The sequence below is a fragment of the Streptomyces fuscichromogenes genome (assembly GCF_014645815.1).
Taxonomy (GTDB): Bacteria; Actinomycetota; Actinomycetes; order Streptomycetales; family Streptomycetaceae; genus Streptomyces; species Streptomyces fuscichromogenes.
Map to the genome: position 1 here is coordinate 59,655 of NZ_BMML01000028.1, position 14,484 is coordinate 74,138.

The 14,484-nt window shown below is 69.5% G+C and carries 13 protein-coding genes and 1 other RNA gene; 7 read left to right on the forward strand and 7 right to left on the reverse strand.

The window, feature by feature from the left end:
• Positions 1-80: 80 nt before the first annotated feature.
• Together prfB and IEZ11_RS41350 are read left to right on the forward strand one after the other, a co-directional pair.
• Positions 81-1,187, forward strand: coding sequence for a peptide chain release factor 2 (gene prfB, locus IEZ11_RS41345; protein ID WP_189268211.1), 1,107 nt, complete (start codon positions 81-83; stop codon positions 1,185-1,187).
• Between the two features lie 299 nt (positions 1,188-1,486).
• The gene (locus IEZ11_RS41350; protein WP_189268212.1) at positions 1,487-2,098 is read left to right on the forward strand and encodes a hypothetical protein; all 612 of its coding nucleotides are present in this window, start codon (positions 1,487-1,489) and stop codon (positions 2,096-2,098) included.
• Between the two features lie 93 nt (positions 2,099-2,191).
• Here IEZ11_RS41350 and IEZ11_RS41355 read toward each other — a convergent pair whose 3' ends face one another.
• Positions 2,192-2,386, reverse strand: coding sequence for a hypothetical protein (locus IEZ11_RS41355; protein WP_189268213.1), 195 nt, complete (start codon positions 2,384-2,386; stop codon positions 2,192-2,194).
• 224 nt (positions 2,387-2,610) lie between these two features.
• Between IEZ11_RS41355 and ftsE the strand changes: the two genes are divergently transcribed.
• The 5 genes from ftsE (at position 2,611) to ssrA (ending at position 6,612) form a co-directional block, all read left to right on the forward strand.
• Positions 2,611-3,300 carry a cell division ATP-binding protein FtsE gene (ftsE, locus tag IEZ11_RS41360; protein ID WP_059203505.1) on the forward strand — a complete coding sequence of 230 codons (690 nt, stop codon included), beginning with the start codon at positions 2,611-2,613 and terminating at the stop codon, positions 3,298-3,300.
• Between the two features lie 35 nt (positions 3,301-3,335).
• A complete protein-coding gene (ftsX, locus tag IEZ11_RS41365; RefSeq protein WP_189268214.1) occupies positions 3,336-4,253 on the forward strand; it encodes a permease-like cell division protein FtsX in 918 nt (305 codons plus the stop codon).
• 68 nt (positions 4,254-4,321) lie between these two features.
• Complete coding sequence (locus IEZ11_RS41370) at positions 4,322-5,503, forward strand: S41 family peptidase (RefSeq protein ID WP_189268215.1); 1,182 nt, start codon at positions 4,322-4,324, stop codon at positions 5,501-5,503.
• Positions 5,504-5,572: 69 nt separating this feature from the next.
• Entirely contained in the window at positions 5,573-6,115 is a 543-nt protein-coding gene (gene smpB, locus IEZ11_RS41375; protein WP_229713671.1) for an SsrA-binding protein SmpB, read from the forward strand.
• Positions 6,116-6,225: 110 nt separating this feature from the next.
• Positions 6,226-6,612: a transfer-messenger RNA gene (ssrA, locus tag IEZ11_RS41380) on the forward strand.
• 74 nt (positions 6,613-6,686) lie between these two features.
• On the opposite strand, the gene IEZ11_RS41385 is transcribed toward ssrA, so the two are convergent.
• The 6 genes from IEZ11_RS41385 to IEZ11_RS41410 all read right to left on the reverse strand — a co-directional run bounded on the left by IEZ11_RS41385 (position 6,687) and on the right by IEZ11_RS41410 (position 14,182).
• Positions 6,687-7,700, reverse strand: a complete 1,014-nt coding sequence (locus tag IEZ11_RS41385) for a LacI family DNA-binding transcriptional regulator (protein ID WP_189268216.1) — start codon at positions 7,698-7,700, stop codon at positions 6,687-6,689.
• Positions 7,700-9,952 carry an alpha-xylosidase gene (gene yicI / locus IEZ11_RS41390; protein ID WP_189268217.1) on the reverse strand — a complete coding sequence of 751 codons (2,253 nt, stop codon included), beginning with the start codon at positions 9,950-9,952 and terminating at the stop codon, positions 7,700-7,702. The genes IEZ11_RS41385 and yicI overlap by 1 nt, the downstream gene beginning before the upstream one ends.
• 11 nt (positions 9,953-9,963) lie before the next feature.
• Entirely contained in the window at positions 9,964-10,785 is an 822-nt protein-coding gene (locus tag IEZ11_RS41395; protein ID WP_189268218.1) for a carbohydrate ABC transporter permease, read from the reverse strand.
• A complete protein-coding gene (locus IEZ11_RS41400) occupies positions 10,782-11,669 on the reverse strand; it encodes a carbohydrate ABC transporter permease (RefSeq protein WP_189268219.1) in 888 nt (295 codons plus the stop codon). The genes IEZ11_RS41395 and IEZ11_RS41400 overlap by 4 nt, the downstream gene beginning before the upstream one ends.
• Entirely contained in the window at positions 11,666-12,952 is a 1,287-nt protein-coding gene (locus IEZ11_RS41405) for an ABC transporter substrate-binding protein (protein ID WP_189268220.1), read from the reverse strand. The genes IEZ11_RS41400 and IEZ11_RS41405 overlap by 4 nt, the downstream gene beginning before the upstream one ends.
• Before the next feature lie 117 nt (positions 12,953-13,069).
• Complete coding sequence (locus tag IEZ11_RS41410) at positions 13,070-14,182, reverse strand: MFS transporter (protein WP_189268256.1); 1,113 nt, start codon at positions 14,180-14,182, stop codon at positions 13,070-13,072.
• Positions 14,183-14,484 lie beyond the last annotated feature (302 nt).

Genomic DNA, 14,484 nt, shown 5'->3' on the forward strand with positions numbered 1-14,484 from the left:
GGCGGCCCCCCTCGCCGAGCCGAGCGGGTGGGCGGTGCCCGTCGGCCATCCTCGCCTGGCGGAGCCGTTACGCTGGAGGCGTGGCAGTCGTCGATGTATCCGAAGAGCTCAAGTCCCTCTCCTCGACCATGGAGTCGATCGAGGCCGTTCTGGACCTCGACAAGCTGAGGGCAGACATCGCCGTGCTCGAGGAGCAGGCGGCCGCGCCGTCCCTGTGGGACAACCCGGACGAGGCGCAGAAGATCACCAGCAAGCTGAGCCACCTCCAGGCCGAGGTCAGGAAGGCCGACACGCTGCGCGGGCGGATCGACGATCTTGTCGTGCTCTTCGAGATGGCCGAGGAGGAGGACGACCCCGACACCCGTGCCGAGGCCGAGTCCGAGCTCACCGCCGTCAAGAAGGCGCTGGACGAGATGGAGGTCCGGACCCTCCTGAGCGGTGAGTACGACGCCCGTGAGGCGCTCGTCAACATCCGCGCGGAGGCCGGTGGCGTCGACGCCGCCGACTTCGCCGAGAAGCTCCAGCGGATGTATCTGCGCTGGGCGGAGCAGAAGGGCTACAAGACCGAGGTCTACGAGACGTCGTACGCGGAAGAGGCCGGCATCAAGTCGACCACCTTCGCCGTGCAGGTGCCGTACGCCTACGGGACCCTCTCCGTCGAGCAGGGCACGCACCGGCTCGTGCGGATCTCGCCCTACGACAACCAGGGGCGCCGCCAGACCTCCTTCGCCGGTGTCGAGGTGCTCCCCGTGGTCGAGCAGACCGACCACATCGAGATCGACGAGTCCGAGCTGCGGGTCGACGTGTACCGCTCCTCCGGGCCCGGCGGACAGGGCGTGAACACCACCGACTCCGCGGTGCGCCTCACCCACCTCCCCACCGGAATCGTCGTCTCCTGCCAGAACGAGCGGTCGCAGATCCAGAACAAGGCGACCGCGATGAACGTCCTCCAGGCCAAGCTCCTCGAACGGCGCCGCCAGGAGGAACAGGCCAGGATGGATGCCCTCAAGGGCGACGGCGGCAACTCCTGGGGCAACCAGATGCGGTCGTACGTGCTGCACCCGTACCAGATGGTCAAGGACCTGCGGACCGAGTACGAGGTGGGCAACCCCGAGGCCGTGTTCAACGGCGAGATCGACGGCTTCCTGGAGGCCGGAATTCGCTGGCGCAAGCAGCAGGAGAAGTAGCCTTGTCGACTTGCTCACGGTGAGTCGACCGACCCGGAACTGCCGCCCCAGTGGCGGCAGTTCTCGTATGTCTGGGTTTTACATCACACTCACAGGCTTCAACTCCCCCCATTCGGCGCGCAACTGGACATCGCGCCCGCAACGGCCTTGACGTTGCTTTGAAAAATGGGAAGGGTGAAGGGTGGCATGCGTATCTCTGGGGCGCATGTGAACCGGGGGCCCGCGCAGCCGTGGCCTTCCCGTCGATCACAGCCCCAGCGCCGCCAACCTGACGTTGAGCTACTGGGGGTAGCAACCAGATGACCAAGAAGACGCGGATCCGGGTCGCGCGGATAGCCGCCGGTGTCGTGATCGCCGCCGGTGCCTCGCTGACCGCGGCCGGCGCGGCCTCCGCCCTCTCCATCGGCGTCGAAGCCGACGAGAGCGGCCTGACCGCGACCGTCAGCACCGACGACGACCCGACGACCGACCCGAGCAGCACCGAGATCCCGACGACCCCGGCCACGCCGACCGAGGAGCCGTCGACGACTTCGGAGCCCTCCGAGTCGAGCGAGCCCACGGACGAGCCCACCCAGCCGACCGAGGAGCCCACCGAGCCGACGGACGAGCCGACCACCGACTCCCCGTCGGACGGCAGCACCAGCGGCAGCGGCAGTGGCAGCACCGGCAGCGGCAACAACACCGGCACCGACGGCAACTCGGGCACCTCCGCGCAGGAGGAGGGCACCTCCGCCCTCACCGACACCGGCTCGTCGAACACCGAGGCCCAGGGCGGCGGCGACCAGCTCGCCGAGACCGGTGCCGCGCAGACGACCTTCCTCATCGTCGGCGCCGCCACGATGATCGCCGGCGGTATCGGCTTCCGTGTCCTGCCGCGCCTCATGGGCGGCCGCGGCGGCGCTGCCGCCTGACGGTAGCGGGCCGCTCACGGAACGCGTCCGTGACGCACGACGAAGGGCCCGGAGCGGTCGCTCCGGGCCCTTTTGTTGCCTGTGTGAGCTTCGTTACGCGGTCTGGTGCGCCGCCAGCAGTGCCACCGCGGCGATCAGCACCGCGAGCAGCCCGATCAGCGCCATCGGGTTCAGACCGCCGAGGAAGTTCTCCTGCTGAAGTCGCTCGCGGTTGACCCGGCACACGGGGCACCGGCCCTCGCTCACGGGCGCCGCGCAGTTCGCGCACACCAACCGGTCGTACGTCATGCGCTCACCCTCCTTGCACCGGCCATCGACTGCACAACGCTCCGCGGAACGAGAACGTTCCCTCCCACTGTGCCAGGTTCCCCCGGAAAGAGCGCGGCCGTCCGTAGACCTCGCCCAGGAACAAAACCGCACAAGCATCACCCAACCGTGACCGGCGCCTGCGCTTCCTCACCCGACTCGCGTATGGTCACGCTCATCTACCCCCGGCGACCCGTGGTGCATCCGTGATCCGATTCGACAATGTCTCCAAGGTCTACCCCAAACAGACCCACCCCGCACTCAGGGATGTCTCCCTGGAAGTGGAGAAGGGCGAGTTCGTCTTCCTCGTGGGATCCTCCGGCTCCGGGAAGTCGACCTTCCTGAGGCTGATCCTCCGCGAGGAGCGGTGCAGCCACGGCCAGGTGCACGTCCTCGGCAAGGACCTCGCCCGTCTCTCCAACTGGAAGGTGCCGCAGATGCGCCGCCAGCTCGGGACGGTCTTCCAGGACTTCCGGCTGCTGCCCAACAAGACGGTCGCGGAGAACGTGGCCTTCGCCCAGGAGGTCATCGGCAAGTCCAAGGGCGAGATCCGCAAGTCCGTGCCCCAGGTGCTCGACCTCGTCGGGCTCGGCGGCAAGGAGGACCGCAGGCCCGGTGAGCTCTCCGGCGGTGAGCAGCAGCGTGTGGCCATCGCGCGTGCCTTCGTGAACCGGCCCAAGCTGCTGATCGCCGACGAGCCCACGGGCAACCTCGACCCGCAGACCTCGGTCGGCATCATGAAGCTGCTGGACCGCATCAACCGCACCGGCACCACCGTGGTCATGGCCACCCACGACCAGAACATCGTGGACCAGATGCGCAAGCGCGTCATCGAGCTGGAGAAGGGCCGCCTCGTCCGCGACCAGGCACGCGGCGTCTACGGCTACCAGCACTGACCGCGATCGTCCACGGAAAGGCATAACCCGACGCCATGCGCGCCCAGTTCGTACTGTCGGAGATCGGAGTCGGTCTCCGCCGCAATCTGACGATGACCTTCGCGGTCGTCGTCTCGGTCGCCCTGTCCCTGGCGCTCTTCGGTGGCTCGCTCCTGATGAGCGACCAGGTCACCACCATGAAGGGCTACTGGTACGACAAGGTCAACGTCTCGATCTTCCTCTGCAACAAGAGCGACGCCGAGTCGGACCCCAACTGCGCCAAGGGTGCGGTCACCGACGACCAGAAGAAGCAGATCCAGGCCGACCTGGGCAAGATGTCGGTGGTCGAGAAGGTCACCTACGAGTCGCAGGACGAGGCCTACAAGCACTACAAGCAGCAGTTCGGCGACTCGCCCCTGGCCGACTCCCTCACGCCGGACCAGATGCAGGAGTCGTACCGGATCAAGCTCAAGGACCCGGAGAAGTACCAGGTCGTCGCGACGGCCTTCGACGGCCGGGACGGGGTCCAGTCGGTCCAGGACCAGAAGGGCATCCTCGACAACCTCTTCGGCCTGCTCAACGGCATGAACTGGGCGGCCCGCATGGTCATGGCCCTGATGCTGGTGGTCGCGCTGATGCTGATCGTCAACACGGTGCGCGTCTCCGCGTTCAGCCGTCGGCGGGAGACCGGCATCATGCGCCTGGTGGGCGCCTCCGGTTTCTACATCCAGGCCCCGTTCATCGCGGAGGCCGCCGTCGCCGGTCTGATCGGCGGCACGGTCGCCTGCGGATTCCTGGTGCTCGCCCGGTACTTCATCATCGACCACGGCCTGGACCTGTCCCACAAGCTGAACCTGATCAACTTCATCGGCTGGGACGCGGTGCTGACCAAGCTCCCCCTCATCCTCGCAACGAGCCTCCTGATGCCCGCGCTTGCCGCGTTCTTCGCGCTGCGCAAGTACCTGAAGGTGTGACGCATGCCAAGAGGGCCGTACGGGCAACAGCCCGTGCGGCCCTCTCGCGTTGTCCTAGACTCACCCGCATGTCAGGCCGAGAGCTGTTCTGTCAGCCCCGCCGGGTTCGCCGGGGGGCGGCTCTGACGTTGGTGTTCGCAGGGCTGTTGGTGACCGGGGCGGCCACCGGGGCGTTTCCCGATCCCGGGCAGGCCGACCGGAAGACGCCCACCGGAGCTGCCCGTCCCGCCGGGCGCGGGGCCGCCGGGCACGAGGACGTCGCGAAGGCCGCCGCCGAGGCCATGGCCGACGGCGAGTCCCCCATGGAGGCGGCGGAGCGGGCCGTCAGCCGCAGCGGGGACCGGTGGGCCGCGGTCTACTCCGAGGGCGAGTACCAGGAGTTCGAGGAAGCGCTCGACGGCCAGTACACCGGCGTGGGGCTGTGGGCCCGGCGGACGGCGGACGGGCGGATCGAGGTGAGCAGGGTGCAGTCCGGGTCGCCCGCGGCCGAGGCGGGCGTCAGGAAGGGCGACCGGCTGCGCAGCGTCGACGGCGCGGACGTCGACGGGCGGCCCGTCACCGACGTCGTCTCGTTACTGCGCGGTGACGCCACCGACGCGCGCGCCGGTACGACCGTCACCCTCGGCCTCCAGCGCGGCACGCGCGCGTGGAGCGAGACAGTGCGCAGGGCGCTGCTGTCCACCGACTCGGTGACCGTGCACAAGCTGACCGCCGGCATCACCGTCATCAGGATCTCCGCCTTCACCAAGGGCTCCGGGGAGCTCGTGCGCACCGCCGTACGGCAGGCCCCGGCCGACGCCGGCATCGTCCTCGACCTGCGCGGCAACTCCGGCGGCCTGGTCAGCGAGGCCGTCACCGCCGCCTCCGCCTTCCTCGACGGCGGCCTGGTCGCCACCTACGACGTCGACGGCGCCCCCCGCTCCCTGCACGCCGAGCCCGGCGGGGACACCGCCAGACCCCTGGTCGCCCTCGTCGACGGCGGCACGATGAGCGCGGCCGAGATGCTCACCGGCGCCCTCCAGGACCGCGGCCGCGCGGTCGTCCTCGGCTCCCGCACCTTCGGCAAGGGCTCCATCCAGATGCCGACCCGGCTCCCCGACGGCGCGGTCGCCGAGCTCACCGTCGGTCACTACCGCACCCCCTCCGGTCACACCGTCGACGGCCGGGGCATCACCCCCGACCTGGAGGTGTCCACCGGGGCGCTGGAGCGGGCGGAGACGGTCCTGAGCGGGCTCGGGGACCCGTCGTAGGAAGCCCTTTAACCGCTTCCCCCGCACCCCCTCCGTAGTGCGAAAATGGACAGCACTATGGCCAAGGGAATGTACGTACCGAAAGAGTCCCAGCAGAAGCAGCAGGGGACGGCCGCCAAAGCCCGGGACGGCGAGAAGGGCGGCAAGCGCAAGATCGTCGCGCAGAACAAGAAGGCCCGGCACGACTACGCGATCATCGACACCTACGAGGCCGGCGTCGTCCTGTTCGGCACCGAGGTGAAGTCGCTCCGTGAAGGACGGAGCTCGCTGACCGACGGCTTCGTCCAGATCGACCAGGGTGAGGCGTGGCTGCACAACGCCCACATCCCCGAGTACCACCAGGGCAGCTGGACCAACCACTCCGCGCGCCGCAAGCGCAAGCTGCTGCTGCACCGGGAGGAGATCGACAAGCTGGAGGCCAAGTCCCAGGAGACGGGTCACACGATCGTGCCCCTCGCCATCTACTTCAAGGACGGCCGCGCGAAGGCGGAGATCGCGCTCGCCCGGGGCAAGAAGGAGTACGACAAGCGGCAGACCCTGCGGGAGCAGCAGGACCGGCGGGAGTCGGACCGTGCGATCGCGGCGGCCAAGCGCAGGCAGCGGGGCGCGTAGGGCGGAACACCACCGGAATACGGTGGCCACGTCGCTCGTTGTTCACGTACGATGGTTCTGCACCTCACAGCAGGTGCGCACCCTCCTCGGAGGGTTTGAAAAAACAACATGGGGATGATCGGTTTCGACAGCGGATGTCGAAGCAGGGGAAGCGTGTCGAGGAAGCGGCAATGATCTCGTTAACCATATGTCGCAACCAATAATCGCCAATTCCAAGAGCGATTCCCGCGCCTTCGCCCTCGCTGCCTAATAAGCAGTGAGTGAAGGCCCTAACGGGTGTCAGACCGGGGATGTTCCCGACCCGGACCCTGGCATAATCTAGGGGACTAAACCATCCGGCCCGGTCACGGGGTCGGATGGGAAATCAAACAGTGACTGGGCCCGTCGGCGACTTGTTCGCGTGATCGCCGGGGCCGAGAAAATCACAGCGAACTGCACACGGAGAAGCCCTGTTTTTGCACCGTTGGACGCGGGTTCGATTCCCGCCATCTCCACAGTCTCCATGTTGCGAGGGCCCGGTGGTCACAGACCACCGGGCCCTCGTCGCGTTCCCGCCGTCTCGGAGGCGCTGTCAGGGGGCCTCGCGCGGTGCCGTGCTCGCGCGTTCCGTCAGCCGGGGCGTGAGCAGCGTCGCCTCCGGGACGTCCGGGTCGCCGTCGAGTCTGCGCATCAGCAACTCCGCCGCGCGCTCGCCGAGTTCCGCGGCCGGCAGGGCGACCGAGGTGACCGGGACACGCAGTGAGGCCGCCAGTTCGTCCGGGCAGATCGCGGTGATCGACAGGTCGGTGGGCACGCGCAGGCCGAGTTGCTCGAAGGCGTCGACGAGGGGTTCCAGGACCGCCTCGTTGTGGACGACGACCCCCGTCAACGCCGGCTGTTCGCGCAGCAGTTGCTCGGCGGTCCGGCGGGCCGCCGCCGGCGTCGCCGGGCAGGGGCGGACGGAGGACGCCATGCCGTTGCGGTCGGCGGCGGTCGTGAAGCCCTGGACGACGCGCTGGGCGAACGCCGTCTCCCGGACGTACACCTCCGGCGGCGAGCCGACCAGCGCGACCACCCGGTGCCCCAGGCCCGCCAGCCGCTCCACGCACAGCTCACCGGCCGCCCGGAAGTCCAGGTCGACGCAGGTCAGGCCCTGGGCGGCGGCCGGGAAGCCGATCAGCACGGACGGCCTCTCCAGCGTGCGCAGCAGCGGCAGCCGGGGGTCGTGCAGCTGGACGTCCATCACGATCAGGGCGTCGACCAGGGCGGTGTCGGCGACCCGGTGCAGGCCCTCCTCGCCCTCCTCCTGGGTGAGGAGGAGCACGTCGTGGTCGTACCGGCGGGCCGTCGTCACCACCGACACCGCGAACTGCATGACCACCGGGACATGGATACCGGTGCGCAGCGGGATGACCAGGGCGAGGACGTTGGAGCGGCTGCTGGCCAGGGCGCGCGCGCCGGCGTGCGGGCGGTAGCCCAGCTCGCGGATGGACGCCTCGATCCGGCGCCGGGTCTCGTCCGAGATCGGGCGCTTGCCGCTGAGCGCGTAGGACACCGTGCTGGGGGAGACCCCGGCGTGCCGGGCCACGTCCGTGATCTTCACCATCAGCCCAGCTCCAAGGAGAGGAACCCGGTACCGGGCCGGGCCCGCGCCGTCCGCTCCCCGGCCATGAGGTTCCAGGCCGCCGCCGGGTCGCTGCACGAGGCCCGCAGGGTGTCCCCCTCGCGTACGACGGTGAAGGTGACGTCCCCGACCGGGACCGTGACCTGGGCGCCGCGATCGAGGCCGAACGCCCGCAGGGTGACCCCGTCGGCGTGGTCGTAGTCGGGGCGGTCCGCCACCGCGCCGACCGGGATCACGGACCCCGGCCGGGCCAGGAGCGGGACACTCAGGAAGTCGTGCCGCTCGCGGATCCAGCGGGGGCCGGTGACCTGCCGTCCGGTCAGGAAGTGGGTCCAGGTACCGGCGGGGCAGTAGTACGTCACGTTCCCCTCGTCCTCGAACACCGGCGCCACCAGCAGGTCCGCCCCGAGCATGTACTGCCGCTCCAGATGCGCGCACCCCGGATCCTCCGGGAACTCCAGCACCATCGCCCGCATCATCGGCACCCCCTCCGCGGAAGCGGTGCGCGCGGCCTCGTACAGGTAGGGCATCAGGCTCAGCTTCAGCCGGGTGAAGTGCCGCAGCACGTCCACCGCCTCCTCGTCGAACAGCCACGGCACCCGGTACGACGACGACCCGTGCAGCCTGCTGTGCGACGACAGCAGTCCGAAGGCCAGCCACCGCTTGAACAGCGCCGGTGACGGGGTGCCCTCGAAGCCGCCGATGTCGTGGCTCCAGTAGCCGAAGCCGGACAGGCCCAGCGACAGCCCGCCGCGCAGCGACTCGGCCATCGACTCGTAGGTCGCCTCGCAGTCGCCGCCCCAGTGCACGGGGAACTGCTGGCTCCCGGTCGTCGCCGACCGCGCGAACACCACCGCCTCGCCCTCGCCCCGGTGCTTGCGCAGCACCTCGAAGACGGTCCGGTTGTAGAGGTAGGTGTAGTAGTTGTGCATCCGCTCCGGGTCGGAGCCGTCGGACCAGGCCACGTCCACCGGGACGCGCTCCCCGAAGTCGGTCTTGAAGCAGTCGACGCCCTGTGCCAGCAGGGCTTCCAGCTTGGCCGCGTACCAGTCACGGGCCGCCGGGGACGTGAAGTCCACCAGCGCCATGCCCGGCTGCCACAGATCCCACTGCCACACGCTGCCGTCCGGCCGCCGCAGCAGGTGTCCCAGCTCCCTGCCCTCGGCGAACAGCGGCGACCGCTGCGCGATGTACGGGTTGATCCACACGCACACCCGCAGCCCGCGCTCGTGCAGCCGCCCCAGCATGCCCTCCGGATCCGGGAACACCCGTGGATCCCAGCGGAAGTCGCACCAGTTGAACTCCCGCATCCAGAAACAGTCGAAGTGGAAGACGGAGAGCGGGAGTTCGCGCTCCCGCATGCCCTCGATGAAGGAGGTCACGGTCTTCTCGTCGTACGACGTCGTGAAGGACGTCGACAGCCAGAGCCCGAAGGACCAGGCGGGCGGCAGCGCCGGGCGGCCGGTCAGGGCCGTGTACGTGCGCAGGATGTCCTTCGGCGTCGGGCCGTGGATGACGTAGTACGTCAACTGCTGTGACTCGACGCTGAACTGGACCCTGGACACCGACTCCGAGCCGACCTCGAACGACACCTTCCCCGGGTGGTCGACGAAGACGCCGTAGCCGGCGTCCGTCAGGTAGAAGGGGGCGTTCTTGTAGGCCTGTTCGGTGGCGGTGCCGCCGTCGGCGTTCCAGATGTCGACGACCTGGCCGTTCTTGACGAGCGGGCCGAAGCGTTCGCCGAGGCCGTAGACCGATGTCCCGACCCCGAGACCCAGCTGCTCCCGCAGGTAGTGGGCGCCGGTGGCGGTGTCCCGCATGATGCCCATGCCCTTGGGCCCGCTGGAGGTGAGGACACGGCCGCCGGCGAGGAAGTCCAGCCGCCAGGGCGCGGCCCGGCTCAGCCGCAGCGCGAGCGGGCCGGAGACCAGGGTCGCGTACTCGTCGTCGTACGACACCTGGGACGCGAAGTCCTCCCGCCGGAGCTCGAACCGCGGCCCGCGGGGCTGCTCGCCCTCGAAGTGGGTGAAGGTGACGCCGATGACACCGGGCATCGGCGTGTGCGCGCTGATCGTCACGACCGGTCCCTTCAGCAGGTCGCCGCGGTGGCGGATGGGCTGGGTGGGCGCGTGGATCTCCAGGGCGCCGTCCACGGCCGTGACGTCGAGGACCTCGACCGGATGGGCCGCGGTGACACCCTGGCGCAGCAGCCAGTAGCCGTCGGTGAACTTCACTCACGAACCTCCTATTTGACGGCCCCCACGGCGATCCCCCGGGTGAGCGTGCGCTGGAAGACGAGGAAGAAGACGACGGCCGGCAGCACGCCGAGCAGGGCGGCCGCGTTGGTCATGGTGGCGTCCATCAGACGCTGGCCCTGGAGGACGCCGAGGGCGACCGACACCGTCTGGTTGTCGTTGGAGATCAGCATCACCAGCGGCAGCAGGAACTCGTTCCAGGTCCAGACGAAGAAGAAGACCAGCAGCACGCCCAGGGTCGGGCGGCTGACGGGTACGACGATCCGGACCAGGATCTGCCACTTGTTCGCGCCGTCGATCCGGGCCGCCTCGATGATCTCGCGCGGGAACTGGCCCAGCACGGCGGAGAGGAGATACGTCCCGAACGCCGACTGGATCACCGTGAACACGATGATCACACTGAGCCGGGTGTCGTACAGGCCCGCCTCCTTGCTCAGGTAGTAGAGCGGGTAGACCAGCGACTCCTGCGGCAGCAGGTTGGCGAGGACGAAGAAGGCCAGGACCCAGGTACGGCCCCGGATCCGGCCGATGCCGATCGCGTACGCGTTCAGCACGGACAGACCGGTGGCCAGCACGGCCACCGAGCCGCTGATGAGTGTGGAGTTGACGAGCTTTCGGGTGTAGTCGACGCGTTGCCAGAAGTCCCGCAGGCCGTCCAGGTAGAGGCCGTGCGGGAGGCTCAGCGGGCCGTTCTGCGAGTACTCCGCCGGGGACTTGACCGCGTTCATCGTCACGATCAGGAACGGGACGACCATGAGGAGGGCGGCCAGGCAGAGGGCGAGGAGGACCGGGTAGCGGCGCAGGGCGGTCATACCACCTCCGCGCGGTTCTGCAGCCTCAGACCGAGCACGGCCAGGGCCAGGACGACGACCGTGAGGACCGTGGAGATCGCCGAGCCGTAGCCGACCTGGGTCTTCTCGAAGAACGTGGTGAAGGAGAAGTAGGAGGGCACGTCGGTGGCGCCGCCCGGACCGCCCTTGGTCAGGACGTACACCGCGCCGAAGACCTTGAGCGCGGCGATCGTGCACCAGGTCAGGACGACGTACACCTCCGGGCGGAGCTGCGGCAGCGTGATGTGCCGGAAGCGGCGCCACCAGCCGGCGCCGTCCAGCTCGGCCGCCTCGTACAGCTGCGGGTCCACCCGGCCCAGCCCGGCCATGAAGACGACCAGCGGGAAGCCGAGCTGGACCCAGACGAGGACGCCCATGACCGTGTAGAGGGCGAGGTCCGGGTCGCCGAGCCAGTCCTGCTGCCAGGAGCCGAGGCCGACCGCCTTGAGGAGGGCGTTGAGGGAGCCGTTGTCCGGGGCCAGGATCCAGCTCCAGACGATGCCGGCGACCGCGACCGGCAGCACCTGGGGAAGGTAGAAGCAGGCTCGCAGCACGGCCGCGATCCGGGTGCCGAAGTGCTTGCCGACGTAGTCGAACAGGGCGGCGGCGAGGAGGAGTCCGAGCGCGGTCGGGACCACCGCCATCGCGAGAACCATGAAGAGGCTGTGCCGGAACGACGCCCAGAACTCCGTATCGTGCAGCAGCTCCCGGTAGTTGGCGAGCCCGGACCAGTGCGGACCGCCCACGCCCTGCCAGTCGGTGAAGCTCACGCCCGTGTTCATCAGGAACGGCACGACGACCACGGCCAGGAAGGCGACGGCACCGGGGAGGAGGAAGAGCGCGTACGAGTCCCGGCGCACCCTCACTTGGTGCCCTTGTCGTACGCCGTCTGGAGGTTGCTCAGGTAGGCGTCCGGTTTCTCGCTGCCGGTGATCAGCTTCTGGGTCTCGGAGACGAGGGTGTCGTAGAACCCGGCGACCGGCCAGTCGGGGTAGAAGGCCAGGCCGTCCCGCTTGCTCACGGTGTTGAAGTCGGCGATGAGTTCCTTGGACTTGGGGTCGGTGATGGCGCTCGCGTCGGCGGCGACCGGGACACCGCCCTTGTTGCCGAGCAGGTTCTGGATCTTCTTCGACATGGTGATGTCGATGAAGTCGTAGGCGAGGTCCTTGTTCTTGGAGTTCTTCGGTACGACCCAGAGGTTGCCGCCGGAGCCGAGGGTGAGGTCCGAGCCGGGCCACAGGAAGCTGCCCCAGCCGAACTTGGCCTCGGACTGGAAGCGGCCGTACCACCAGCTGCCGGAGAACAGGATCGGCGACCTGCCCTGGATGAAGGAGACCCCGGCCTGCTCGGCGGTGGTCCCGGAGGACGTCTTCGCGAGGTAGCCCTTCTTCACCCAGTCGGCGAAGGTGTCCGCCGCGTACGTCCACGCCTGGTCATGGAAGTCGACCTTGCCCTGGTACAGCTCGTAGGCGTCGACCCACGAGCGGTCGGCCTTCGAGAGCGCCAGCTGGTACAGGTACTGCTGGGCCATGTACTCGGAGCCCGAGTCGGCGAGCGGGGTGATCCCCTTGGCGACGAACGTGTCCATCGCCGCCGTCAGGTCGTCGAACGTCTTCGGCTCGGCGATCCCGTACTTCGCGAACAGGTCCTTGTTGTAATAAACCATGGTGTACTCGGCGTAGTTGGGCACCCCGTACCACTTGCCGGAGCCCATCACGCCGCCGGCGTCGTACTGGCTGGTGGTGCGCACGCCCGCGCTGAGCTTCTTGTCCCAGCCGCGCTTCGTCGCCTCGGCGGTCAGATCGGTGAGCAGGCCCTGTTTGGACAGCAGGCCCGCCGTCGCGTTGCCCTTGTTGTACTCCATGATGTCGGGGGCGTCGGAGGAGTTCAGGACCATCTGCGCGGTCTTCTGGATCTGCTCGAAGCTCTTCTCCTCGTACTTCACCCGCACACCCGGGTGGGTCGCCTCGAACTCCTTGATGGCCTCGTTCCAGGCGATGCCCATCGCGCTGGTCGGCCCCTCGTAGTGCCACAGCCGCAGCGTCTTCGCGTCGGACGTGCTGCCGCCCGAGCCGCCGCAGGAGGCGAGCAGGAGCGATCCGGCGAGGATCGCCGCCGCGGTCGCGGTCCGCCTTCGTGCCGTCAACATCCAATGCCTCCAGGGGAGTCGGATGGATGGTGCATGGTGCTCGTCCCGCGTCGAATCGGTTCGATGGGGACGTCGAAGCGCTTCGACGCAGGACGGTAGGTGCGGGCTGTGGAGGCGTCAATGGGTGTGGAGGGAATTGGCGGAAGCGATTCGACTGGCGATGCTGACGACGAGGGCCGTGACGGCCGCCGCGGCCGGGGTGGCGAAGGCCGCCGTCGGCGAGACGTGCTCGGCCGCCCAGCCGCCGAGCGCGGAGCCGCAGGCGATGCCGGTCAGCAGCGCGGTGACGACCAGGCTCATCCCCTCGTTGAGGCGGTCCGCGGGGGTGCGCTCCTGGACCAGGGTCATCGCGGTCACCATGGTCGGGGCGGTCGCCATGCCGGCCGCGAGCAGCGCGGGGGCGAGGGCCCAGAGGGTGTCGAAGGCGCGGACCGCGAGCAGGGGCAGGGACATCAGCGCCGCCATCGACAACAGGCAGCCGGAAAGCCTGCGTTCGGCCGGTCCGGCCGGCCCGAGCGCCCCGTACAGCAGGCCCGCGGCACAGGAGCCGGCGGCCTGGAGGGCGAGCACGGCACCGGCCGCCGAGCGGTGGCCCTGGGCGTCGGCGTAGGCGATGGTGACGACCTCCATCGAGCCGAACACCGCGCCGGTCGCGACGAACCCGGCCAGCAGCGGGCCGATGCGCAGCGGTGTGCGTGCGGTGCCCGTACCGGCCCGGGGCGGTGGCTCGGTGGCCCGCTGGGCGGTGAACAGCAGGGCCCCGGTGAGCAGCAGCACCGCGCCGGCCAGCGTGCCGGCCTCCGGGAAGAAGGCGCCGGTCAGGAAGGAGGCGAGGACCGGGCCGAGCATGAAGCACAGCTCGTCGGCGGCCTGTTCGAAGGAGTTCGCGGTGTGCAGGGCGCCCGGGTCGTCGCGCAGCAGGTGCGCCCAGCGGGCCCGGGACATGCCGCCGAGGTTGGGGGTGGCGGCGGTGGCCGCGTAGGCGGCGAACAGGGTCCAGTCCGGGGCGCCGTACCGGACGCAGAGCAGCAGGGCGAGGCTGCCGAGCACGGCGGTGACGGTGGCGGGCACGGCGATTCGGGCCTGTCCGTACCGGTCGACGAGCCGGGCGATCCAGGGTCCGGCCAGTCCGGTGGCGGCGAGGCCGGTCGCGGTGACGGCACCGGCGAGGGCGTACGAGCCGCGCGACCCGGCGATCATCACGACCGCGCTCACGCCGAACATGCCCATGGGGAGCCGGGCCAGCAGGTTCCCGGCGGTGAAGGCCCGGGTGCCGGGGCGGGCGAAGAGCCGGCGATAAGGGCCGGGCGGGTGACGGCGGGGGCGGGGCTGCGGAGTGCGGTGGCGGAGGGCGGCCCGGAGGGTGCGGCGCCGGAGGCGGGCCCGAGGGGGGTGGCGCTGGTCGGGGCGACGGTGGAAGCGGGGGCCGAAATCGACGGTGACGAGGGAGTCGGCGGTGACGGTGTGGGCGGTGACGGTGTGGGTGGGGCGGGGGTGGTGGGAGTGATGGGTGGTGTGGGTGGTTTGGGTGG